This is a genomic window from Noviherbaspirillum sp. L7-7A, from assembly GCF_019052805.1.
GTDB lineage: Bacteria > Pseudomonadota > Gammaproteobacteria > Burkholderiales > Burkholderiaceae_D > Noviherbaspirillum_A.
The window spans coordinates 310,536-334,378 of record NZ_JAHQRJ010000001.1 but is presented as its reverse complement, the minus strand read 5'-3'; the positions used below and the strand labels follow the sequence as shown (position 1 = coordinate 334,378).

The 23,843-nt window shown below is 64.3% G+C and carries 19 protein-coding genes; 12 read left to right on the top strand and 7 right to left on the bottom strand.

Features of this window, described 5'->3' with window-relative positions; all coding sequences use genetic code 11:
- Positions 1-26 precede the first annotated feature (26 nt).
- A complete protein-coding gene (locus KTQ42_RS01510; RefSeq protein WP_249222605.1) occupies positions 27-542 on the bottom strand; it encodes a hypothetical protein in 516 nt (171 codons plus the stop codon).
- Positions 539-1,033: a hypothetical protein gene (locus KTQ42_RS01505; RefSeq protein ID WP_249222604.1), complete on the bottom strand. Its 495-nt coding sequence runs from the start codon at positions 1,031-1,033 to the stop codon at positions 539-541. The genes KTQ42_RS01510 and KTQ42_RS01505 overlap by 4 nt, the downstream gene beginning before the upstream one ends.
- A 293-nt stretch (positions 1,034-1,326) precedes the next feature.
- Here KTQ42_RS01505 and KTQ42_RS01500 point away from each other — a divergent pair, with 293 nt between their 5' ends.
- From KTQ42_RS01500 to KTQ42_RS01485, 4 genes are all read left to right on the top strand, one after another.
- Complete coding sequence (locus KTQ42_RS01500; RefSeq protein ID WP_217343893.1) at positions 1,327-2,241, top strand: phytanoyl-CoA dioxygenase family protein; 915 nt, start codon at positions 1,327-1,329, stop codon at positions 2,239-2,241.
- A gap of 204 nt (positions 2,242-2,445) precedes the next feature.
- Positions 2,446-4,344, top strand: coding sequence for a histidine kinase (locus tag KTQ42_RS01495; RefSeq protein WP_217343892.1), 1,899 nt, complete (start codon positions 2,446-2,448; stop codon positions 4,342-4,344).
- A 132-nt stretch (positions 4,345-4,476) separates the two neighbouring features.
- Positions 4,477-5,991: a tyrosinase family protein gene (locus KTQ42_RS01490; protein ID WP_217343891.1), complete on the top strand. Its 1,515-nt coding sequence runs from the start codon at positions 4,477-4,479 to the stop codon at positions 5,989-5,991.
- Between the two features lie 352 nt (positions 5,992-6,343).
- Positions 6,344-7,786 (top strand): alpha/beta hydrolase, encoded by a 1,443-nt coding sequence (locus KTQ42_RS01485; protein ID WP_217343890.1) that lies wholly within the window; start codon positions 6,344-6,346, stop codon positions 7,784-7,786.
- A gap of 53 nt (positions 7,787-7,839) precedes the next feature.
- Here KTQ42_RS01485 and KTQ42_RS01480 read toward each other — a convergent pair whose 3' ends face one another.
- The 4 genes from KTQ42_RS01480 to KTQ42_RS01465 all read right to left on the bottom strand — a co-directional run bounded on the left by KTQ42_RS01480 (position 7,840) and on the right by KTQ42_RS01465 (position 10,663).
- On the bottom strand, positions 7,840-8,037 hold the full coding sequence (locus tag KTQ42_RS01480) for a 4-oxalocrotonate tautomerase (RefSeq protein ID WP_217343889.1): 198 nt from the start codon (positions 8,035-8,037) through the stop codon (positions 7,840-7,842).
- Between the two features lie 12 nt (positions 8,038-8,049).
- Positions 8,050-8,811 carry a class II aldolase/adducin family protein gene (locus tag KTQ42_RS01475; RefSeq protein ID WP_217343888.1) on the bottom strand — a complete coding sequence of 254 codons (762 nt, stop codon included), beginning with the start codon at positions 8,809-8,811 and terminating at the stop codon, positions 8,050-8,052.
- A 114-nt stretch (positions 8,812-8,925) separates the two neighbouring features.
- On the bottom strand, positions 8,926-9,390 hold the full coding sequence (locus KTQ42_RS01470) for a DUF2269 domain-containing protein (RefSeq protein ID WP_217343887.1): 465 nt from the start codon (positions 9,388-9,390) through the stop codon (positions 8,926-8,928).
- Between the two features lies 1 nt (position 9,391).
- Positions 9,392-10,663 carry an NAD(P)H-binding protein gene (locus KTQ42_RS01465; protein WP_249222603.1) on the bottom strand — a complete coding sequence of 424 codons (1,272 nt, stop codon included), beginning with the start codon at positions 10,661-10,663 and terminating at the stop codon, positions 9,392-9,394.
- Between the two features lie 158 nt (positions 10,664-10,821).
- On the opposite strand from KTQ42_RS01465, the gene KTQ42_RS01460 reads away from it, so the two are divergent.
- From KTQ42_RS01460 to KTQ42_RS01425, 8 genes are all read left to right on the top strand, one after another.
- A complete protein-coding gene (locus tag KTQ42_RS01460) occupies positions 10,822-11,280 on the top strand; it encodes a hypothetical protein (RefSeq protein ID WP_217343885.1) in 459 nt (152 codons plus the stop codon).
- A gap of 309 nt (positions 11,281-11,589) precedes the next feature.
- Positions 11,590-14,241 (top strand): FAD-dependent oxidoreductase, encoded by a 2,652-nt coding sequence (locus tag KTQ42_RS01455; RefSeq protein WP_217343884.1) that lies wholly within the window; start codon positions 11,590-11,592, stop codon positions 14,239-14,241.
- A gap of 254 nt (positions 14,242-14,495) precedes the next feature.
- Positions 14,496-16,667 carry a family 1 glycosylhydrolase gene (locus tag KTQ42_RS01450; RefSeq protein WP_249222602.1) on the top strand — a complete coding sequence of 724 codons (2,172 nt, stop codon included), beginning with the start codon at positions 14,496-14,498 and terminating at the stop codon, positions 16,665-16,667.
- A gap of 254 nt (positions 16,668-16,921) precedes the next feature.
- The gene (locus KTQ42_RS01445) at positions 16,922-17,263 is read left to right on the top strand and encodes a hypothetical protein (protein ID WP_217343883.1); all 342 of its coding nucleotides are present in this window, start codon (positions 16,922-16,924) and stop codon (positions 17,261-17,263) included.
- Positions 17,264-18,019: 756 nt separating this feature from the next.
- Positions 18,020-19,156, top strand: coding sequence for a galactose-1-phosphate uridylyltransferase (gene galT, locus KTQ42_RS01440; RefSeq protein WP_249222601.1), 1,137 nt, complete (start codon positions 18,020-18,022; stop codon positions 19,154-19,156).
- Between the two features lie 18 nt (positions 19,157-19,174).
- Entirely contained in the window at positions 19,175-20,272 is a 1,098-nt protein-coding gene (locus KTQ42_RS01435) for a M24 family metallopeptidase (protein ID WP_217343882.1), read from the top strand.
- Entirely contained in the window at positions 20,269-21,384 is a 1,116-nt protein-coding gene (galK, locus tag KTQ42_RS01430; protein ID WP_217343881.1) for a galactokinase, read from the top strand. The genes KTQ42_RS01435 and galK overlap by 4 nt, the downstream gene beginning before the upstream one ends.
- A 14-nt stretch (positions 21,385-21,398) precedes the next feature.
- On the top strand, positions 21,399-23,222 hold the full coding sequence (locus KTQ42_RS01425) for a glycoside hydrolase family 2 TIM barrel-domain containing protein (RefSeq protein ID WP_217343880.1): 1,824 nt from the start codon (positions 21,399-21,401) through the stop codon (positions 23,220-23,222).
- A gap of 231 nt (positions 23,223-23,453) precedes the next feature.
- Here the strand turns inward: KTQ42_RS01425 and KTQ42_RS01420 are convergent, their stop codons facing one another.
- Positions 23,454-23,720, bottom strand: a complete 267-nt coding sequence (locus KTQ42_RS01420) for a hypothetical protein (protein WP_217343879.1) — start codon at positions 23,718-23,720, stop codon at positions 23,454-23,456.
- Positions 23,721-23,843: the final 123 nt, after the last annotated feature.

Here is a 23,843-nt window from a genome sequence, read left to right as displayed (position 1 = left end):
TTTTCCGGTACGGCAAGCGCGCCACTTTAATGCAAGGCGCCCCAGCGTTCCACTGCCGGTTCGGCATTTGCCCATTTCCAGCCGTTTTCCTGAAGGCAGACATGTGCTGCAAACCAGCCGCGCGCCGCGCCATCGGACACCTGGGCTGCCCTGGCATCGTCCACTGTGAACATCACTTCCTTGCAACTGGCCAGGGGCGTGACGATGGCGCGGGTTATCTGCATGTCGCCCTGGTTATTTCCATATGGAATTTTATGCCGCACTTTCCAGGAACGCACTTCCCCTTCCTGCATCGCGCCGGCAAGCGCGGCGATCTCATCCTGCTCATCCTGTTGCAGGGAACGCAGCAGATTCTTGATGCCGGCGTCGGTGGCCGCCTTGACGCTCACCGACACCGCGATGCCGATGGCCGGGTTGCTGGTGAAGGAACCGGTGGCAATGCCGGCCACCGTGCCGGCCAGGCCGCCCACCGTCGAACAGGCTGGCAGCGCCAGCGCCGCCGAGGCCATGAGCGCCCTGGCGGCCAACCGCAGCGTCATCATTGCAGCGATCCCCAGCGCTCGGTGGCAGGCTCCGCGGATGCCCATTTCCAGCGGGTGCCGTCGCGGCAGATCATGGCCACGTAGAAGCCCTTGCCATTCTCCGCACGTGGTCCGTTTTCCACGGAAAACACGATTTCCCGGCAATCCAGCGCACGCGCGCCCACGATACGGCTAACCGTCACCTCGCCACGGCTGGCCGGCTCGATCGGAATGTCATGCACCACTTCCCAGTTGCCGACCTCGCCCACCGCCAGACCGCCGGCGACGGCGGCGATCCGGTCCTGGAAGGTGGTATGCACCGCCTTCTGGGCTCTTTGCACACCCGCTTGGGCAAGGGACTGCAAGCCCACGCCTATGCCGGTCGCCACCGCGGCATCAGAGGTAACGCTGGCGGCAACCCCGGCACCTCCTACGCCCGCAACGGCACCGGCGCCCTGTTGCAAAAAGGAACTACAGCCGCTCAGTGCGCCGAGCGTCCCGATTGCCGTCATGGCAATGGCTGAACGTACAGTAAAAAAGATCATTATCTGGTGCGTTTATCGCTGGCATGAAAGGGGAAAAATTATAGCCAGCGAAAGCATGTGCCTTGCTCACAGCAGCGCGCCGATACCGATTTCCTTAAATCGCCTCCGTATGACCAAGAGATTTTCTTATAAGAAAGTTGCTTTTGTTAAAAGTTAATGAATATTAACTTTTACACCAGGAAAGCTAGTACGATTTCCAAAAAGGCAACTTTTATACGGCACTTCAATGTCATTCCTGTTTCTTTCATAAAGGAAATTTGATGGATTATGTGCAATTGATGCCGGGACGCACTTTCAGGCCATGGCACAGCCTGATGTACTACGCACAGCGGGCCGTAACGCCACGCCCCCTGCGGCGAGCGGTCGCCAATGGCGTGGCAGGCTACCTGCGCATCCGGCACGGCATGCCGGAGCTGGTCAATGCAGCCAGCAAGGATGACACGGCAAGCCTGCAGGCGCTGCGTGCCGAAGGCCTTGCGATGCTCCCCAGGCTGCTCGACCATAACCAGATCGACGATATTCATGCCTACCTGCGCAACCGGCCGCTGTCGCCACATGGCCGCTCGACGCCCACGTTCCTGGCCGATGCGCCACCGCCGGAAGTGCGCATGGCGGAATACAGCCTGGCGGACGTGCTTGGCTGCCCGCACCTGCTCGAACTGGCCAACAGCGCGCCCCTGATCAGGCTCGCCGCCCACTATATCGGCTGCAAGCCGACGATTTCCGCCATCGGCCTGCGCTGGTCTTATCCGCGGGAAGGCACCGGTACCGGATTGCAGGGCTTTCACCGCGACTGCGACGACTGGCGCTTCATCAAGGTGTTTGCCTACCTGACCGATGTCGACGAAGGCGCCGGCCCCCATGTCTATGTCACCGGCAGCCACCGCGAGCATTGCAGCGCGCGGCTGGCACCGTATGCGGACGAGGAAGTCGCTGCGCGCTACGGCCAGCAAAAGATGGTCAGGGTCACCGGGCCGGCTGGCACCTTCTTTGCCGTCGATACCCATGGCATACACAAGGGCCTGCTTCCCAAAAGCAAGCCACGGCTGCTGCTGCAGATCCAGTATTCGCTGCTTCCGGTTTATATGTACGACTATGCGCCGGCGGCCGGCTTGCAAATGGCCAAGATCGATCGCTATATAAACCGGCTTTTGTTGAAGAGGCCCAAAGCCTGAGTCCATGAGCGCCATGACAATCAGCCATCATGTGTCGTAACATTCGGACACGATTTTCGCCGCCAGCCACCAGTCGCTCCGGCGATTGCCCCAGGACCGGAGATGGATGACAGAGGCGTTTCAAGACTCATCAGAATGTGCGTTGCCCTGGCCTTTGTCCTGATGGCGGGATTTGTCGGCTGGGATACCGCGCGAACGCTGTCCATGATGTCCGCGTCCGGAGCAAACCTAGCGAACGCACTTGGCCACCTTGTCGACGCCAGCCTGCATGTTCCCGCCACCGGCCCGCGCGACCGCGAGCAGCGCAGCGCGGCGCTGGCCGGCCTCGACGACAGCCTGGCGGGCTATCCCGCGCTGCAGGGCAGCGTCGCGCAACTGCGCGCCGGGTTGCAGGACAGCTCGCAGCATCAACAGCAGGCCGAGCGCATCGCTGCGCTTGCAGCCCAGGTGAAGTCGGAAGCCAGCCGCAACGATGCCGGCCTACAGGTGCGCTTTTATGCCGATATGGCGGCACTTGCGCTGCTGTCAGGCCTGCTGGGGGCGCTGGCTGTCCTGTCCTGGCGCGGCCGCGGCAGCGCTGCCGGAGCGCCGGACCATCATGACGGCCTGCTGCACCAGGCGCTGCAGGCCTTGCCCTATCCGTTCTGCATGGTCGACCGGGATGGTCAGCCAGTCATAGTGAATGCGGCCGCCCAACGGCTATGGACCGAAGACCTTACCCAGCAGCGCGAGTGGCGGCGGCCGGACCTGGAGATGCGGCCTGAAAACCGCGCGCTGTTTCTGGCGCTGCGCCGCGGCACCGAGCGCAGCATGGACCCGGTCGACATCGTGGCGCAGGACGGCGCCACCAGGCGGCTGATGGTCAGCGCGGCGCCGCTGCGCGACGCCAAGCGCAAGGTGGCTGGCGCCTTTGCCATCTATCTTGACTCCAGCACGGCCGCTCTGGTCGCGCCTGATCAGAAGTCCGCGCAGATTTCCAGCATCACCGCACCACCGCTGTCGGACTACAGCACCGAGAGCCGTCCGGGTGCCGTGCAGCCCTCGCATGTGTTCCTGCTCGACCGCGACGGCAAGATCCTGATGGTCAACCAGCCACTCATTGAATTCAGCGGCATGGACTGCACCGGCAGGAATTATCTGGACGTGTGCGCTTCATCGGCAGCCCAGGGCGTGGCCGAAGCGGCGCGGATCGCAGCCGGCATACGTTCGGTGGCAGCGGGCGAGATGCCGATGTTTTCGATGGAATATATCTGCCGTACCGCTGGGGAATACTTCTGGTGCCGTGCCACGGTAAGCCGCATGGGCAGCAGCGGCACGCCGCATATCCTGGTGGTGCATGAGAACATTACCCAGCACAAGGCGACCGAGTCGGCATTGCGCGCCTCGGCGGTGTCGATGCGCGAACTGGCCGAGCATCAGGAATCGGTGCGCGAGGAAGAGCGCAAGCGCATCGCGCGTGAAATCCATGACGAGCTCGGCCAGCAGCTGCTGGCGCTGAAGATCGATGTCTCGATACTGCAGGGCCAGTTGTCGCATGTGCCGCAGGCAGCCGCGCAGCTGGACGGCATGCTGCGCAGCATGACCACCCTGATGCAGAGCATGCGCGCCATCATCAATGACCTGCGCCCGGCCGTTCTGGACCTGGGCCTGCATGCGGCAGTGGAGTGGCAGACAAGGGAATTCCAGCGCAAGACCGGCATTGCCTGCACCCTGCTCTCCGACGGCGAGGACATTGCGCTGCCGGATGCCTGCGCCACTGCGCTGTTTCGCACCCTGCAGGAATCGCTGACGAATGTAAGCCGCCATGCGCATGCGAGCCATGTCGATGTCCAGCTCTATACCACCGAAGAAAGCCTGCTGATGCGCATTTCCGATGATGGCATTGGCCAGCTCGGCAAGCAGGACAAGCCCGAAGCCTTTGGCCTGCGCGGCATGCGCGAGCGCATCGGCTCGCTTGGCGGCAAGCTCACCATCACCGCCGCACCCGACCAGGGCGTGACGGTCACCGCGGCGATACCGCTCAGCCCGGAACTGCAGATGCTGCAGCCCGGCTTCGACCGCAGGTCCGCCACCGACCGGCGCGCGCGCGCCCGCGTGAGCTAGAGCGCTTTTTAGCTGCCGCCCCAGAATTCTTCCATTCGATGCCGAGGCATGTATACCGGCATCGTTGAGGTTTCTCAAGGGAGCATGAGTCAACGTCAATAACATGGTCTGGTGATTCACTGGAGACAGACCATGCACAGGAGAGTAGTTACGCGCCGCGGTTTTCTCAAGGGCGCATCGGCGCTGCTGGCCGCCGCCTTGCCTGGCCAGCACCTGCTTGCCCAGTCCACCGCCATGCGGCGCCTCGACTGGAATACCTTTCGCAACACACGCGACTATGGCTCGCTGGTCGACGGCATATCGCGCATGCGTGAAAACACCAATGCCAGCGACAAGCGCAGCTGGGCCTACTGGACCAATATCCATCTCAATTCCTGCCCGCATGGCATTGCCTATTTCCTGGCATGGCACCGAGGCTACCTGTATTACTTCGAGCAGCAGCTGCGCGCCGTATCGGGCAACAAGTCACTGGTGCTGCCCTACTGGGACTACTACACCACGCCCGAGATGCCGGGCGAATTCACCAATCCGTCGCCATTCAATCCGCTTTACCTCGCGCGCCAGAACACCAACGTGATCGACGCCCTGACCCTGGCGCCATTTGCCAGCACCGTCACCAACATGCAGCGCGGGCTCGCGAATCCGTTCGAGGTGCTGATCGAGGACCAGCCGCACAACCCGGTGCACAACATTATCGGCACCACCATGGCGACCCTGCAGTCACCCACCGATCCGATCTTCTGGCTTCACCACGCCAACATCGATCGCCTGTGGTCGGCATGGCAGCAGGCCGGCGGCGGACGCACCACGCCACCGGCCGATAGCACCTACTGGGCCGGCACCTTCACCTATGCCAACCGGCTGGCGATGCAGCGCAGCCGTACGATCGATACGCGCAACCAGCTGTCCTACTACTACCAGAACGAGACCATGCCCACGTCCCTGCCGGCGGCGCAAGTCGCCCAGGCCGGCGATGGCGGCTTCGTGCTCGCCTCGATGCGGCAGGGCGACAGCCCGCTGCAACTGGCGCAGCTCGGCCCGCGGCCCAGCGGCGCCGCGCCGCGCCTGCTCCTGCGGCCCGCAATCGCCGAGCTTGCCGCTTCACCGAGCCGTCAGATCAGCGGCAACCGGCTGGCGGTCGGCGGCGTGCTGCGCATACCGCTGAATGAAAACTCGCTCAGCGTGCAACTGCAGCTGGACCAGACCAGCGCCGACCTGTTGCAACGCACGCTCAGCACCGCCGCGCCGCAGGCTGCCAGTCCGTACCGCTCGGCCCGGGTGGTGCTGGACAGCGTACGCATCAGCGGCAGCGGGGATATTGGCGGCTATTTCTATCACCTGTACCTGAACCTGCCCTCCAGCACCGACGTCAGCAGCGCCACCGCCTACCGCATCGGCAGCGTCGGGCCATTCGAAATCGACGCGGCAGCGCACCGGGTGCATATGCGGCAGGATCCCGGCGGCAGCGAACCGGGGACCGTGGCGCTGACGTTCGCGCTGAGCCGGCAACTGAGCGAACTGGTGGCGGCAGACCCGCGCAACATCACGCTGTCCTTCGTTCGCGTCAGCGGCAACAGCGCGCCCGGCGGCGAAGTCATTCGGGTCGGCGAGGCGCGTCTGGAACTGTCTACCGATACGCCGCAGTAATCCCGAGCCGGGCAGCACGGCAGGAAGGGCAACAGGAGGCTGCGATCCCGCGTCGCAGCCTCCTGTTGCCCTTCCTGCCATTCCCGTTCCCTTCGCTGCTTTCCTCTTCCTGGCCTCCAGCCCAGTACAGGTCTGCGGCAGCGCCTGTTGCGCCTGGTCGCAATCATTCCTGACAAGCTGGCCTGACGCCCTGGCGTTGCAAAAAACTAACTAAGTCGCTTTCTCCTTTACAAGCTTTTAGCGCCGCTTTAACATTTCCAAGCCAATTTCGAAACCGTGTTTCGCAGTGCAGAACACGTCTTTTGCAGGCAGCTTTTCCAAAATTATTCCAATCAAAACGGAGACTGTTTTAATGAAACAACCAGTACGTTCCGCGTTTGCGCTCGCGACGCTCACGCTTGCCCTGTCCGCCTGCGGCGGCGGTTCCAGTGACCCCGCCCCCGAAGCCCAACGCCCGCAAGACACCCGCACTTTCGCTGTCACCGAGACCAGCCTGCCCTTCACCGCGCTGGCCGGCGCACCTGAAACAGACCGCTGGTCGGGCACGCTGGAAGGCGCGGGCTATCGCATCGAAGTGCCCAAGAACTGGAATGGCAAGCTGGTCATGTATGCCCATGGCTATGCAGGGACCGGCGCCGCTCTCACCGTCAGCAACCCGGCCATCCGCCGCTACCTGATCGAGCAGGGCTATGCCTGGGCTGCATCGAGCTACTCCAGGAATTACTATGACGTCCGGGCCGGCGTGGAAGACACCAATGCGCTGGCGCTGGCATTCAACAAGATCGCCGCCGCCAACAGCCGCCCCTTGGCCACGCCCAGCAAGATATACATCACCGGCGTCTCCATGGGCGGCCACGTGACTGCGGCGGCGATCGACGAAGAGGCGCTCGCTTATGCCAACCACAAGGTCAGCTACAACGGCGCAGTGCCAATGTGCGGCGTGCTGGGCGACACCGAACTGTATGACTTCTTTGCCGCCTACCAGGCAGCCGCGATGCAGCTTGCCGGCGTGCCTGCCACGAGCTGGCCGGTGACGAACTGGGCGACCATCCAACCCGCAGTCAAGAACGCCCTGTTCACAACCTTTCCGAGCACCACCGCGACCGGCGCGACCACCGCGCAGGGCGACAAGCTCAAGACCATCGTGCAGAACCTGACCGGCGGCCAGCGTCCCATGTTCGACGTCGGCTTCGCCGGCCCCTACACCGATACGGTCTGGGGCACGTTCGGACGGGACGGCAAGATGCTGGGCATCCTAAACGATGACGTGGTCTCGACCAAAAATTTCGTCTACCAGCTCGACAATGCACCGGCGCTGTCGGCGGAGGAAACCGCCTTGAACAACACGATCTACCGCGTGCAGGCAACGCCCGACGCAAACCGGCTGCGTACCGATGGCCTGCGCTGGGTGCCCAAGACCAATGCGCGCTTCAACATCCCCGTCGTGACCATCCATACCCTGGGCGACATGTATGTGCCGTTCAGCATGGAGCAGATCTTCAAAAAGCGCGCTGATGCAGAAGGCACCTCCGGGATGCTGGTGCAGCGGGCGATCCGTGGCGTGGCGCACTGCGACTTCACCATCAATGAGCAGGTGAAGGCATTCCAGGACATGGTGACCTGGGAAAGCGGCGGCGCCAAGCCGCAGGGCGACGACGTGCTGACCGCTTCAACGGTGGCCGATCCGAAGTATGGCTGCAAGTTCACCGACAACACGCTGACCGTCGATGAACCGGCAAGCTCCGCCATCGCCAGGTCGCGCGCCCAGCTGGCCGCGGCCTATTCCTGCAATTAACCCAAGCTGTCGTGTGCCCGGCCGCTGTTGAAGCGGCGGCCGGGCGCGGCTTGTCAGTCTGCTGGCGCCGGCTCGCTCCAGAGCCTGCCGCCGGTAGCCCAGTTATCGCGGCTGACATCCTGGATGATGATGTCCACGCTGCCGGGCGCGCAGCCCAGGCTCCTGCAGGTGGCTTCCGTCACCGCCTCCACGAAAGCGCGTTTCTGTTCCACGCTGCGGCCTTCAAACAGTTGTACGTTAATGGTGGGCATGGCTGTTTTTCCTCATTGCTGATAAGTGGGATCGATGTCGTTGAGCAGGCGCAGCAGCGCCGGCCATTCCAGCGCGCCTTCCGGAGCGCCGTCGCCGACCAGTTCGCGCCAGGTCTTGCGGCATACGTCGGGAGACGGCTGCACCAGCCTGCCGCCGCCGGACTGCCCCTTTAATTGGTAGGCGCAGGCCTTGTCCAGCGTATCCATCAACACAAAGGCTTCAGCCACGGTACGGCCGCACACCAGGGTGCCATGGTTACGCAGGAACAGCGCCGGATAGCTGCCCAGGCGCTGCACCAGCCTGCCCTGCTCCTGCGCCGACAGCGCAAGGCCTTCATAGTCGTGATAGCCGACCTGCTCGTAGAAGCGCAGCGCATGCTGCGATAGCGGCAGCAGGCCCTGCTCCTGCATGCCCACCGCGATGCCGTTGGCATGATGCAGGTGCATCACGCACATGGCGTCGGGGCGCGCCGCATGCACTGCGCCATGGATCGCAAAGCCGGTCACGTTGACCCGGCGCGTGGCGTCGCCCAGGATGCGTCCCTGCAGATCGATCTTGACCAGGCCGGAGGCGCGGATTTCATCGAAGCGTTCGCCGAAGGGATTGATCAGGTAATGGCCCGGCTCGCCAGGCACGGTGGCCGAGATATGGGTGTAGATGATGTCGTCCCACTGGCGCAGCGCGCACAGGCGGTAGCAGGCGGCGAGGTCGACCCGGACCCGCCATTCGGCATCGCTGATGCCGTCGCTTCGCGACGAAGGTGCAAGGTTCATGAGCAGGCAGGCAGAAGCGGCGCAACGGCCGCGATGCCGTGCATTTAATCAGCCGGCGGGCCCGCTTGTAAAGCCTGCCGCGCCGCCTCTTGGAAAGGGCCTCGGCGCCAATTTCTACGCCGGCTTGGCCACCATCAGGTAGAACACCACCACCAGCGCCAGGAAAGCGGGTATGCCCAGCAGCACCCAGTAGCGCAGGTAGCGCCAGTAGATGGGCGGCAGCTCGGTGCCGGCCTTGACCGCATCCTGGGCGAAGCCGCGCATCCTGATCTGCAGCCATACCACCGGCAGCCAGCAGGCGCCGGCCAGCAGGTAGAGCCCAATGGTCCACATGATCCAGCGGCTGGTCAGCGGATAGCCCGCCAGATGGATCAGGTAAAAACCCGTCAGCGGCTGGATGATGATGGTGGGCGTGGTAAAGAGCCAGTCGGCCAGCACCACATGGCGCACCACCACCGCGGTGGCCCGCACATCCCGCGACAGGCTGGTAAACAGCATGTAGAACGCTGAACCGATGCCGGTGCCGAACAGGAAGGTCGACGACAGGATGTGCAGCCACTTCACGAGTACGTATTCCATCTCATTTCTCCAGTTCGTAAAGCAGCCAGATGGCAGCCAGCATCGGCAGGTTCTTCAGGAGCGGGCCGTAGGGATGCAGCCAGAATTCAGGCAGGCGAATGCTGATGACGACGGTGTAGAACAGGATCAGACCCAGCTGCAGCAGCCACAGCCAGCGCCGCCGCTTCAGGAGCAGCGTACCGATGCCGAAGGCCAGGTCCATCAGCGCCGCGCCATACAGCATCAGCGGCGCCAGCGCCCCGGTGATGCCGGTGCGTGCCAGCAGCGCATAGCTTTCCTGTACCGGATACAGGCCCAGCGAGACGATGCCGGTCACGATCCATACCAGCGCGATCGACCAGCGCAGCACCGGCAGCAGCCAGTTGAGCTGGGCACGCAGCCGCACCGCGGGCGCCTCGGCGGGCGTGATGAACAGCGACAGCGGGCGTGGCGCATGGCCCAGCAAGGCAGTCATGTCAGCCACCTCGCCGGTATTGCCGCGTTCCAGCATGGACAGGGTTTCCGCGTCCAGCAGGCCGCCCGGCAGCAGCGTGCCGGCCGATGCGGCCATGCGGGCCAGCGGCATCGGCATTGGCAGCACATGGAGCCGTCCCAGACCCATGGCGGCGCGCAAGCCGGCCAGCATGGCGCGCAGCGTGATGGGCTGCGGGCCGGCCACGGTAATGGTGCGCACCGATGCAGGGGGCGCGGACAATACGGCCAGCACCAGCGCGCACAGGTCGTCCACATGCACCGGCTGCACGCGCTGCCGGCCACCGCCGGGCAAGGCTAGCATTGGCAGGCTGGCCAGGGTGGAGAACAGGGTGGCGCTGGCGCCGTCGGCGCCATACACCAGCGAAGGCTGCAGGATCACCGCCGGCAGGCCAAGCCAGCGCAGGTAATCGTCAGCCGCCTTCTTGCTCAGGTGGTAGCGGCTGGTTGCATGCTGGTCCGCGCCCAGGGCCGACAGTTGTATCACCAGCTTCACGCCCGCCTCGGCGCAGGCGGCGAACAGCGCGCATGGCGCGCGTTCATGCAGCAGGTCGAAACGCTGGCCCGGGCTTTCCCGCAGGATGCCAACGGCATTGATCACCACGTCCACGCCGACCAGCCTTGGCAGCCAGGCCGCAGGCTCGATGTCCCTGCTGAAGTCCGCTTCCAGCTCGCGCAGGCCGGGCCGGGCGGCATGGCCTGGCCTGCGCGAGGTGACGATCACGTCATGGCCGCGCGCCTGCAGCGTGTCGGCAAGATGGCGGCCGATGAAGCCGCTGGCGCCGGTAAGCAATATGATCAAGAGCCCTCCTTTTGAATGCGGTGCGAGAAGCGATTTGTTTTTATCCCGGTGCGCATGCCATGCCGGGAACCGACGGCCATTTCTCCCATCCCACCGCATGCCGGTACGACCCCGGCCTGAACGGCGAGTTCATGGGGAACAGTTTGATGAAAGACAGCATGAAGACATGGCGACAAGCCTGGAAGGACGGCCTGGTGTCCGGCGCCGTCGGCAGCCTGGCGTCGACGGCTGCCTTGTCCCTGGCCGGCCAGAAGGAAATCGGCTCTGTGCTCGGGCCGATCAATGTGATCAGCCGCTGGTTATGGGGCGACCGCACCGCGCATCATCATGAAGCCAGCCTGCGCTATACCGCCACCGGCTATGCGATCCACCATGCATCGGCGACCCTGTGGGCCGTGGTCTATGAAAAGCGGTTTGAAAGGTCCGGGCAATCGCTTCCTGCCAGGATAGGCGGCGGCCTGGGCGTGGCGGCGATGGCCTGCTTCACCGACTACAAGCTGGCGCCCTACCGGCTCCAGCCCGGTTATGAAAAGCACCTGTCGGCGCCTTCGCTTGCGCTGGTGTATGCCAGCTTCGGGCTGGCGCTGGCAGCGCGCGGCGCGCTTGCGCGGCATTGACTGGACGGACTTATTTTCATAGGGGAACCTCCTGCATTCCTACAAAGGCATAAGGCAATGTCCGATAGTGACAAAATTAACATTCTAGTAATCTTCGGTGACGAATACCGTTGCAATGCGAGCCGGTTCATACGCCGGTCGGCTAGCCCGACCAGATTTTCGCGTGACCGTTTCCGCCCCTGATGGAACGGCTTGTCACAGACCAGCCTCCTGCTTTGGCGCTCCAAGTCACTGCGTCCGCTACAGGCGATGACGCCAGGCGACGCATTGCGTGTCATCAAGCGCTGCACGTGCCAACCAGGAGATAGCATGCCGACCATACTAGTGTTTTCCCATCTTCGCTGGGATTTTGTCTATCAGCGTCCCCAGCACCTGTTGTCACGACTGGCTCAGCATTACAAGATCTGCTTCTTTGAGGAACCGGTTTTCCGACAGGGCGAAAGCGGCCTCGAATCCACTAGTCCCCTTCCCAACATCACCGTCTGCAAGCCCCATACGCCGGTCGACATGCCCGGCTTCCACGATGACCACCTGCCTTACCTGAAGAAAATGGTGCGCGAACTGGTGCGCGACGGCGAGGAATACATCGTCTGGTTCTATACGCCGATGGCATTGCCGCTGCTGCAGGAACTGCCGCCGCGCCTGGTGGTGTATGACTGCATGGATGAACTGGCCGCCTTCAAGAATCCGCCGCGCCAGCTGCTGCAGCGCGAGAATTCGCTGTTGAAGCGGGCCGAGATCGTCTTCACCGGCGGCCCCAGCCTGTACAACGCCAAGAAGGACCGGCATCCGAATGTGCACTGCTTTCCCAGCAGCGTGGATGTCAGGCATTTCGCGCAGGCGCTGGACCGCGCCAATGCCCATCCGGCGCACCGCGACATTCCCGGCCCGCGTTTGGGCTTCTATGGCGTGATCGACGAGCGCTTCGATACCGAACTGATCGGCAAGGTGGCGCAGGCCCATCCGCAATGGCAGATCGTGCTGGTCGGCCCGGTGGTCAAGATCGACCCGGCCACGCTGCCGCGCCACGACAACATCCATTATCTCGGGCAGCAGCCGTATGAAGCGCTGCCGCAGCTGCTGGCGGGCTGGGACGTATGCCTGATGCCGTTCGCGATGAATGAATCGACCAAGTTCATCAGCCCGACCAAGTCGCTGGAATACATGGCGGCCGAACTGCCCATCGTCAGCACCCCGGTGCGCGACGTGGTCGACCTGCACAGCGACGTGGTGGCGATTGCGCACACGCCCGAGGAGTTCATCGCCGCCTGCGAGGCTGCGCTGCTGATCTCGATGGAAGAGCGCGAGGAAATGATCCAGAAGATGCGCGACAAGCTTACCCGCACTTCCTGGGACAGCACCGCGCTGACCATGCGCGACCTGATGAGCGCGCTGGAAGAGTCCGCACGCGAGCGCGCCGCCGCCGCGGAAAGCGCCGTGCCTGTCACGTCGCGCAATGTCAACCAGCTCTACAGCCACCAGCCCACCCGCAGCTATGACACGGTGGTGATCGGCGGCGGCCCGACCGGCCTGTCCGCGGCCTATCACCTGGACCAGGACACGCTGCTGCTGGAACGTAACGAGACTGTCGGCGGCTGGTGCCGTTCGATCGAGGACAAGGGCTTCACCTTCGATTACGCCGGCCACATCATGTTTTCCAATGATCCTTATGTACTGGATCTGTACCGTACCCTGCTGGGCGACAACCTGCACTGGCAGAACCGCGAAGCCTGGGTCTACAGCAAGGGCGTGCATACCCGCTACCCGTTCCAGGGCGCGCTATATGGCCTGCCATCCAGAGTGATTGCCGAATGCATCACTGGGGCCATCGAAGCCCGCTATGGCAGCACCCGCCAGCCCGACACCACGTCCAGCGCCGCCAACTGCAAGGTGGCGTCCGGCGACGTGAAGGACCTGGACGACTGCTGCGCCGACGGCGCGGTGTTGCCCTCAACCGCAGCATCGCCCACCGCCAGCGCCGTGGCGCTGCAGAGCCAGGCACCGCGCAACTTCGAGGAATTCATCTACAAGGTATGGGGCGCCGGCATTGCCAAGCACTTCGCCATCCCCTACAACCGCAAGCTCTGGACCGTGCCGCTGACCGAGATGGAAACCTCCTGGCTCGGCGGCCGCGTGCCCCTGCCCGATCTGAATGAAATCATCGAGGGCGCGCTGGAGCCGGTAGCCAAGCCCATGGGTCCGAACGCCCGCTTCGGCTATCCGTTGAAGGGCGGCTTCGAGGCGCTGATGAAGGGCTTCCTGCCGCATATCAAGGGCACGGTGGAAACCAGCGCCAAGGTGGTGCAGCTCATTCCCCAGGAAAAGCTGGTGGCGCTTGCCGACGGCCGGCGCTTCCACTACGAACAGCTGGTCAGCACGATGCCGCTGCCGGAGCTGGTCAAGGTGATTGGGGCCAACGCGCCGGCCGAGGTGCAGCAGGCCGCGCAGGGACTGCGCCATATCTCTATCCGTTGCGTCAACCTGGGCATTGCCCGTGAAAACATCACCGACAAGCACTGGATCTATTACCCCGAAGACAGCATCTTCCACCGCATCTTCGTGCAGGGCAATGCGAGCCCGCATTGCAATCCGCCGGGCGGATTCGGCCTGACCTGCGAGATTTCCTACTCCGAGCACAAGCCGCTGCCGCTCGACGGCGACGCGCTGGTGCAGCGCTGCATGGAAGACCTGGTGAAGGTCGGCCTGCTGCAACCGGACGACAAGCTGATCACCTCCAGCCTGGTCGACATGCCCTATGCCTACGTGCTGTACGACCATGCGCGCTCGCGCAACGTGGAGCTGATCCGGCGCTGGATGGCGCAGCACGACATCATCCTGGCCGGCCGCTACAGCGAATGGGAATACTACAACTCCGATCATGCTTTCCTGGCTGGCAGGAAGGCAGCAAAGGCCGTGGAAGCCATGCGTCCGAAGAAAAGGGCGCTGGGCTTGAGCGAGTAAGCAATCATCACGCATGTCAATCGAGTGCGGGCCGGCCGGCGGGACGGCTTGGACAGGAGCCTGCGCGACAGAAGTCGGCGAAGCGAAACGTGCAAAATACGAGGGCAATCTGGTATCAGCGACAAGTCCAGGGTGGGCTCCTGGGCGCAGGCGGTGATGCCGGATTGCACCGTTTTCTCGCCCGTTGCAGCCGCCGATCCTTCTGCCGCGCAGGCTCCTGACCTGCCCGTCGCTCCCGTTGTTAAGGACAAAGTATGACGATGGTCAGCAAGAATGCACGCCGACGAGCGCTGCCCGAGGTATGGGGTGGCATCGAATGCACGGTGGCGAGGGTACATGACACCGTGCGCGACCAATCCCGGGAAACCGGGCACTGGGAGCGCGAAAGCGATCTGGAACAGGTCGCTGCGCTGGGCATCCGTACGCTGCGTTATCCCGTACTCTGGGAAACCATCGCGCCGGAATCGCCAGACCGCTGCGACTGGCGCTGGCACGACCAGCGCCTTGCCAAGCTGCGCGAACTGGGCATCAGCCCGATCGCCGGCCTGGTGCATCATGGCAGCGGCCCGCGCTATACCAGCCTGGCCGATCCCGCGTTTCCCGAGATGGTGGCGCAGCATGCGGCCCGCGTCGCCGAACGCTATCCCTGGATCGACAAATACACGCCGGTCAACGAGCCGCTGACCACAGCGCGTTTTTCGGGCCTTTACGGCCACTGGTATCCGCACGGCACCGACGAAGCCTGCTTTCTGCGCACCCTGATCCACCAGTGCCGCGCGGTGGTGCTGTCGATGCAGGCGATACGCCGCATCAACCCGGCCGCCCAGCTGGTGCAGACCGAGGACCTTGGCAAGGTGTTCGCCACGCCGGCCCTGCAATACCAGGCCGACTATGAAAACGAACGGCGCTGGCTGAGCTTCGACCTGCTGTGCGGCCGCGTCGACCGCAGCCATGCCTGGTATCAGCGCTTCCTCGACCATGGCATCGGCGCCGAGGAGCTTGCCTTCTTCGTCGAGCAGCCCTACCCGCCCGACATCATCGGCATCAACCACTACCTGACCAGCGAACGCTATCTCGACGAGCGCTTCGAGCTGTTTCCGGCCCATCATCACAGCGGCAACCTGCGCGAGCGTTATGCCGACGTGGAGGCCGTGCGCATCGACTTCGAAGGCCGGCCGACCGGGCCGCTGGCGCGCCTGCGCGAAGTCTGGGAACGCTATCGGCTGCCCGTGGCCGTCACCGAAGTCCATCACGGCAACACCCGCGACGAGCAGCTGCGCTGGCTCAAGGAAGTATGGGACGCCGCCTGCACCTTGCGCGACGAAGGCGCCGATATACGGGCCGTCACGGTCTGGTCCCTGTTCGGCTGCGTCGACTGGAATTCCCTGCTGACCCAGCGCAATGGCTTTTACGAGCCCGGCGTATTCGACGTGCGCTGCGACCCGCCGCGCCCGACGGCGCTGGCACTGGCCGCGGGTGCGCTGGCCACGAACGGCGACTTCAGCCACCCGGTGCTGGACCATGCCGGCTGGTGGCACCGGCACGACCGCTACTACCAGCCGCCGCAGCGCGAGCCGGCATCGCCCGCCCTGGTGCACAGGCCACGCGTGATTGCCATCGTCGGCGCCACCGGCACGCTGGGCCGGGCCTTTGCTCGGGTCTGCAATCACCGCGGCCTGCCGCACATCCTGCTCTCGCGCAGCGACATGGACATCACCGATGCCGACTCGATCGATGCCGCGCTGGAGCGGGTGCGCCCCTGGGCCGTGATCAATGCGGCGGGGTACGTCCGGGTCGACCAGGCAGAGCGCGAGGAAGAACGCTGCTTCCGCGAGAACGCCCACGGTGCCGGCATGCTGGCCCGCGCCTGCGCCCGCTTCGACATTCCGTACGTGGCCTTCTCCTCGGACCTGGTATTCGACGGTCGCCTGGGGCGTGCATACGTCGAAAGCGATGCGGTCTGCCCGACCGGCGTGTATGGCCGCAGCAAGGCCTTCGCCGAGCAGCTGGTGCAGGAAGCCTTCCCCGAGGCCCTGGTCGTGCGAACCAGCGCCTTCTTCGGCCCATGGGACCAATACAACTTCGTGCACATGACGCTGCGCGCGCTGAAGGAAGGCCGGCATGTCGAAGCCAGCGACGCGGTGATGGTATCGCCGACCTACGTGCCCGACCTGGTGCATGCAACGCTGGACCTGCTGGTCGACCGCGCCGCAGGCGTCTGGCACCTGGCCAACCAGGGCGTGATTTCCTGGCACGAGCTCGCCGCCCGCGCCGCGAGCGAGGCAGGGGTGGATGCATCACGGCTGGTGCGGGTGGACGGCGGCAGCAGGAGCGCGACGGCGCTGTCGTCGGAGCGGGGGCTGCTGCTGCCGACGCTGGAAGGGGCGATCCAGCGGTATGTGAGGGACGCGGCGGCGTACGAATGAGGGGTGGGCCGGCAGCGCGGCTGGCTTGCGAATGCGGATGCATTGGACCTTGAGTGACGGTGCGGCCGTTCAACTCAGCTCCAACTGCGCCGTGACAGCGATGTCTGGCAAGGGAACGGTGGATCGTCCGTAGTCCGTAGGGTGCAATACCCCGCAGGGGCATTGCACGAATGGTTGATCAAGAAAATCGGTCGCCAACGCCATTGCGGTCTGCGAACGGCCGTGCAATGCCCTTCGGGTATTGCACCCTACGAATGCAGTTGCAGTTGCAGTTGCAGTTGCAGTTGCAGTTGCAGTTGCAGTTGCAGTTGCAGTTGCAGTTGCAGTTGCAGTTGCAGTTGCAGTTGCAGTTGCAGTTGCAGTTGCAGTTGCAGTTGCGGTTACGCGTAACGACAGTTGCCGTTGCCGTTGCCGTTGCCGTTGCCGTTGCCGTTGCCGTTGCCGTTGCCGTTGCCGTTGCCGTTGCCGTTGCCGTTGCCGTTGCCGTTGCCGTTGCCGTTAGATGTGAAATCCCGTTGAGCGCGCCGTGTCAGCGGTGCCCGGAGCGGGAAAAGGTGCGGCGTCTGTCTGAGCGCAACGCAGTGGAGCGAGTTTAGCCGCGCCCCGCTCCGGGTACCGCTGACACGGGCACCCCGCGCAGCGGGGCGCGATCACCGGGTCGCCTTTTTTGGTTACTTTTTTGGCGAAGCAAAAAAAGTGACCCGGCCGCCGGGACGGACTCCCGGCTTGTCTCCACGGCAGTGCAAGCGCATTGCGTCACCCTGCAAGGCACGGGCAGCACTGTCGGTGTTGTCGTTCAACGTGGTTCGAGCAAAACCCTTAACGTCAAAAGCAACTGCTGCTTCGCAGTGACGCCTTTACGCCGGGTGAAACAAGCCCACTGCACTGTCGTCATGACCAGGCCGGGTGTTCGCCCCGGCAGGCGACCTACTTCTTTTGCTTCGCCAAAAGAAGTAGGCAAGAAAAGGCGACCCGGTGATCGCGCCCCGCTGCGCGGGGTCCCCGTGCCGTCGACGCCTGAAGCGGGGCGCGGCTAAACTCGCTACGCTGCGCTGCGCTCAAACAGACGCCGCACCTTATCCGCTTCAGGCATCGCCGTCACGGCGCGCTCAACGGGACTTCACTGCAACGGCCACTTCAAAAGCAACGACAACAGCAACAGCAGAAGCAATAGCAGAAGCAACAGCAGAAGCAACTGCAACAGCAGAAGCAACTGCATCCTGCATCCGCAACCCCACCCTTCACCCGCCGCATCCCCTCCCCATCAACACCCCTGCGCAAATATGCGACTCTTTTTTGAATCCTTTTCCAGGAACACGATCAAACCCGTGATCAGGTGACTGGAGACAACATTGGAGCAAGACCAACATCAACCACCCCCGCCCACACCCGCCAGCCCGCAATACATGCTGGACCTGACCAAGCCGGATGGCCGCGCCATGACACTCTACGGTTGCGGCGGTCCGGTGCGGCTCGATGGCCCGGTGCCCAGCCCCTTCCCCGATCCGCTGCATGCCAATCCCCACCTGCGCTGGCATCCGATGCGCGGCGAGTGGATTACCTATGCAGCCTACCGGCAGGGCCGCACCTTCCTGCCGCCGCCGGAATATAACCCGCTCGCGGTCTGCGTCGATCCGGCCAATCCGACCGAGCTGCCTGCCGGCGACTATGCGATCGCGGTGTTTGAAAACCGCTTCCCCTCGCTCTCGCCCGAAGCCCATGACCCGCCCTCCGCGCTGGTCGAGACCGCGCCCGGCAACGGCCTGTGCGAGGTGGTGGTGTTCACCACCGACCCCAAGGCCTCGCTGGGCGCTCTGCCGCTGCCGCAGATCGAGCTGCTGCTCCAGGTCTGGGGCGACCGCACCAGCCGCGCCGCGGCGCGTGGCGATATCCGGTATGTGCTGCCGTTCGAGAACCGCGGCGCGGAAGTGGGCGTGACGCTGCATCATCCGCATGGCCAGATCTATGCCTATCCCTTCGTGCCGCCGGTGCCGGCGCGCATGCAGGCCATGCAGGAGGAATTTCATGCGAAGCATGGCCGGGCGCTGCTGGCCGACATGGTGCAAAAGCACATGGCCGCCGGCGACAACATGGTCTACCAGGGCGAGCACGCAGTGGCCTTCGTGCCGGCCTGCGCCCGCTATCCGTATGAAGTCTGGGTCAGCACCATTGAACCGGTGGCCTACTTCAGCGATCTGTCGGATGCGCAGCGAGCCGACCTGGCGCGGGCGCTCAAGACCGTGCTGCTGAAGTACGACGGCCTGTGGCAGCGGCCCTTCCCCTACCTGATGGCGTGGTACCAGGCGCCGACCGATGGCAAGCCGCATCCGGAGAGCATGCTGCACGCCACGTTCTCGCCGCCCTATCGCACCCGCGACCGCCTCAAGTACCTGGCCGGCACCGAACTGGGCGCCGGCATGTTCGCCATGGACGTGCTGCCGGAGGAAAAGGCGCGCGAGCTGCAGCAGGTCCAGGTTTCGCTAGATTGATTCAAGCAGGGAGCATCGATGCAAGAACGCAGTAAGGAAATACAGGAAAAGCTGGCCGCCATGCGCGGCTGGCTGCGCCACAGCGGCGCGGCCATGCTGCGCCTGCGCGGCACCGACTGGTTTGCCTGGGCCACCGCCGGCGGCTCCAACACGGTGCTGCTGGCGGCCGAGACCGGCGTGGCCGAGATCGCGGTCACGGCCAGCCAGGCCTATGTGCTGACCGACGAGATCGAGGCGCAGCGGCTGCAGGACGAGGAAGTGCCGGCAGGTTGCTATGAATGGCATGTCGCCCCCTGGGCCGATCCGCGGGCCAGGCGCGCCTTCTGCGCCGAGCTTGCCGCCGGCGGCAAGGTGCTGTCGGACCGGCCCGCAACCGGCGAACAGGCGCTGGACCAGCACATGCTGCGCCAGCGCTATTGCCTGGTTGACAGCGAGATTGCGCGCTATCGCGAAGTCGGCCTGCTGGCGGCGCAGGCAATGACGGAAGTGATGCAGGCGGCGCGGCCCGGCTGGACCGAGTTTGCCCTCGCCGGCGCCGGCGCCGAGGCAATGTGGGCGCGCGGCCTGCATCCGACGCTGACGCTGGTGGCCAACGAGCGGCGGCTGCCTATCTATCGCCATGCAACGCCGACCCGCGAGAAGCTGGGGCGGCGCGCCATGCTGGTGTTCTGCGCCCGCGGCTACGGGCTGTATGCCAACCTGACCCGCTTCGTGCATTTCGCCGGCGCGCCGGCCCAGCCCGACTTCCCGGCGCTGATGGAGATCGAAGCGGCGGGGCTGGCGGCCTGCCGGACCGGCACGCCGCTATCGGATGTCTATGCGACGCTCGAGCAGGCTTATTGCAAGCACGGCTTTTCCGACGGCATCCGGCGCCATCATCAGGGCGGCATCTGCGGTTACCTGTCGCGCGAGGTGGTGGCCACGCCCGCCACCGATACGCCGCTGGCGGCACGCATGGCGGTGGCCTTCAATCCCAGCCTGCCTGGCATCAAGCTGGAAGACACCTTTCTGATCCATGACGACGGCCTGGAGAATCTGACCATGGACCCCGACTGGCCCACCGTGGAACATGCCGGCCGCCAGCGCGCCCTTCCCCTGGAAACGGAGGCATCATGAGCGAGACATCGACATTCTTTGCCGAAGGCGGCGTCCAGGTCTCGGCGCCGGGAAGGGTCAACCTGCTGGGCGAGCACACCGATTACAACGACGGCTTCGTGCTGCCGGTGGCCATACCGCAGCGCACCCATGTGCAGGCCGCGCCCAGCCCGGATGAGCGCTTCCATGTCTATTCCAGCAACCTCGACGAGCATGCCGAATTCGAGGTCGATGGCGAGCTGCCGGACGGCTTTGCCCGCTATGTCGCCGGCTGCGTGCACATCCTGCGCGACCATGGCGTGGCGGTGCCGCCGCTGTCGATGAAGGTGCATTCGGACGTGCCGATGGGCTCGGGCCTGTCGTCATCGGCCGCGCTCGAAGTGGCGGTGCTGCGCGCGCTGCGGCGCATGCTGGGCCTGGAACTGGACGACGTGCAGATCGCGCAATATGCGCAGGCCGCCGAGATCCGCTATGCCGGCGTGCAGTGCGGCATCATGGACCAGATGGCGTCCAGCCTGGCCGACACCGGCCACATGCTGTTCCTGGATACCCGCACGCTGGACCGCAAGATCCTGCCGATGCCGGCCGACACCGAATTGATCGTGATCGACTCCGGCGTGGCGCGCACCCTGGCCGGCTCCAAGTACAACGAGCGCTTCGCCGAATGCCGCGAGGCCGCGCGCCTCCTGGGCGTGCCGATGCTGCGCGATGTCACCGACGTGGCCGCGCTGAGCCAGCTGCCGTCGACGCTGCAGAAGCGCGCCCGCCATGTGGTCACGGAAAACGCCCGGGTGCTGGCGGCGATTGCAGAAGGCGTCGACGGCCCGGCCTTCGGCCGCCTGATGAACGCGTCCCATGCCAGCCTGCGCGACGACTATGAAGTCTCGGTGCCGGCGCTCGACACGCTGTGCGACATGCTGCGCGCCGAGGACGGCGTGCACGGCGCCCGCCTGACCGGCGCCGGCTTCGGCGGCGCCTGCGTGGCGCTCTGCAGGCGCGGCCAGGCTGCCAGGATCGCCGAGGCCGTCACCACCCGCTACAACCAGGACCGCCTGCTGCAACTGGCAGGCGTGCTGCTGCCGGCCCCGGCCAGCCAGAATGGCGACAGCCAGCCGCAGCCCTTATTCGACTGATGGAAAGGAAAGACATGGCTGATGCATATCCGCGACCGCAACTGGTGCGGCCCAACTGGACTTCGCTGAACGGGAAGTGGCAATTCACCTTCGACAACGAGCAGCGCTACGACCTGCCGATGCGCCCGGTGCAGTGGACCAGTGAAATCCTGGTGCCCTTCCCGCCCGAGTCGCAGACCAGCGGCATAGGCGACCGCGGCTTCCACCTGGCCTGCTGGTACCAGCGCGAGTTCGACTGCATGCCGGGCGACGACCGTGTGCTGCTGCACTTCGGCGCGGTGGATTACAAGGCCACGGTCTGGGTCAATGGCCATCGGGTCGCGATCCATGAAGGCGGCCATTCGCCGTTTTCCGCCGACATCACCAGCGCGCTCGACCCGTCCGGCAAGCAGACCGTCACTGTCCATGCCGAGGACGATCCGCACGATCTGGCCAAGCCGCGCGGCAAGCAGGACTGGCAGCTCGAAGCCCATTCGATCTGGTATCCGCGCACCACCGGCATCTGGCAGACGGTGTGGATCGAGCGGGTGCCCAAGACCTATATCCACAAGCTGCAATGGACGCCGCACTTCGAAGGCTTCGAGATCGGCTGCGCCGTGTTCGTGCATGGCGACCCGGAAGACAACCTGTCGGTGGAAGTCGAGATCCGTCATGGCGACAAGGTGCTGGCCTATGACCTCTACAAGGTGATCGGCAACGAGGCCCACCGCAAGATCGGCCTGTCGGATCCTGGCATCGACGATTCCCGCAACGAGTTGCTGTGGAGCCCCGAGCGCCCCACCCTGCTCGACGCCCGCATCACGCTGCGCCGCGACGGCCAGGTGCTGGATGAAGTGACCTCCTACACCGCGATGCGCTCGGTGGCGATCTCGCGCGACCGCTTCATGCTCAACGGCCGGCCCTATCACCTGCGGCTGGTGCTTGACCAGGGCTACTGGGAAGACACCCTGATGACCGCGCCCGATGATGACGCCTTGAAGCGCGACGTCGAGCTGGCCAAGGAAATGGGCTTCAATGGCGTGCGCAAGCACCAGAAGATCGAGGACCCGCGCTACCTGTACTGGGCCGACAAGCTGGGCCTGATGGTGTGGGAGGAAATGCCCTCGGCCTACCGCTTCACGGCCAAGGCCATCACCCGCATGGTGCATGAATGGACCGAGGTGATCGAGCGCGACTACAGCCATCCCTGCATCGTGGTCTGGGTGCCGTTCAATGAATCGTGGGGCGTGCCCAACCTGATGTCGACCCAGTCGCATCGCAACGCGGTGGAGGCGCTCTACCACCTGACCCGCACGCTCGACACCACCCGCCCCGTGATCGGCAACGACGGCTGGGAAGCGGCGGCCACCGACATCATCGGCATCCATGATTACGACGCCGACCCGGAGAAGATCAAGGCGCGTTATTCCGACAAGACCCAGGAACTGTTCGACCGCAGGCGCCCCGGCGGCCGCATCCTGACGCTGGACGGCTATCCGCACCGCGGCCAGCCCATCATGCTGACCGAGTTCGGCGGCATCGCCTTCGTCAAGCCGCAGCAGAACGAGGGCAACACCTGGGGCTATTCGGTTGCCAATGAGCAGAAGCAGTTCGCCACCAAGTACCGCAAGCTGCTGGAAGTGGTCAACACCACGGTGATGTTCTCTGGCTTCTGCTACACCCAGTTTACCGACACCTTCCAGGAAGCCAACGGCCTGCTGTATGCCGACCGCACGCCGAAGTTTCCGATCGAGCAGATCCACGCGGCCACCAAGTCGGCGCGCTATGGCTTTGACGGCCATCCGGTGCCGGCGGAGAAGGATGGCGACCAGGCCGAACTGGCCGGCAACGCGGAGTAAGGGGAAGGAAGGTCGGGAAGTCAGCAAGGTCAGCAAGGCGGGCACGCCTTGCTGCAATACGCCCCGACGGCGCAGGCCACCGGGCGTTTTCACGTTTTCACCCTTTCAGGCAAGCATGGCCGGATCAAGCTTGCCGGACATCCGCATGACGAATTTCTCATGCCACGATGCTGTTGCAATAGTCACCCCAGGCCATGCCGCCGGTATGCATTTCCTCGTTGTTGCAGTTCCCTACAAAACCATACTCGCAATCTTGTTCCATTCCCATGCTGCAGGCATCGCACTGGGGGAGACGGTACTACCCCATTCATCGCGCCAGGTCCACAGGCCGGAGTCGCATGCGCCGCAGTTCCGGATCAGCATCTGCGCGTGATGCGAGCCGGTGTCGTGCAGCTGGAAGTCAGGGCGCTGGCCGCCATTGCTGGTAATGGCGGCACGATCGGCCTTTGAATTGAAGCATGGTATGTCTTCATGGGGGATCAGGATGGTGTCGGCCAACGCTGCCAGAAACGAGAAAGAAATCCGGTAGCTGAACCAGCCAGGTTTTTCTGATACATAAATTCAGCCGGGGCACGCATGTGCTGTGCCTGCGCCGTGATTGATTTTCCAACGTACCGCCCT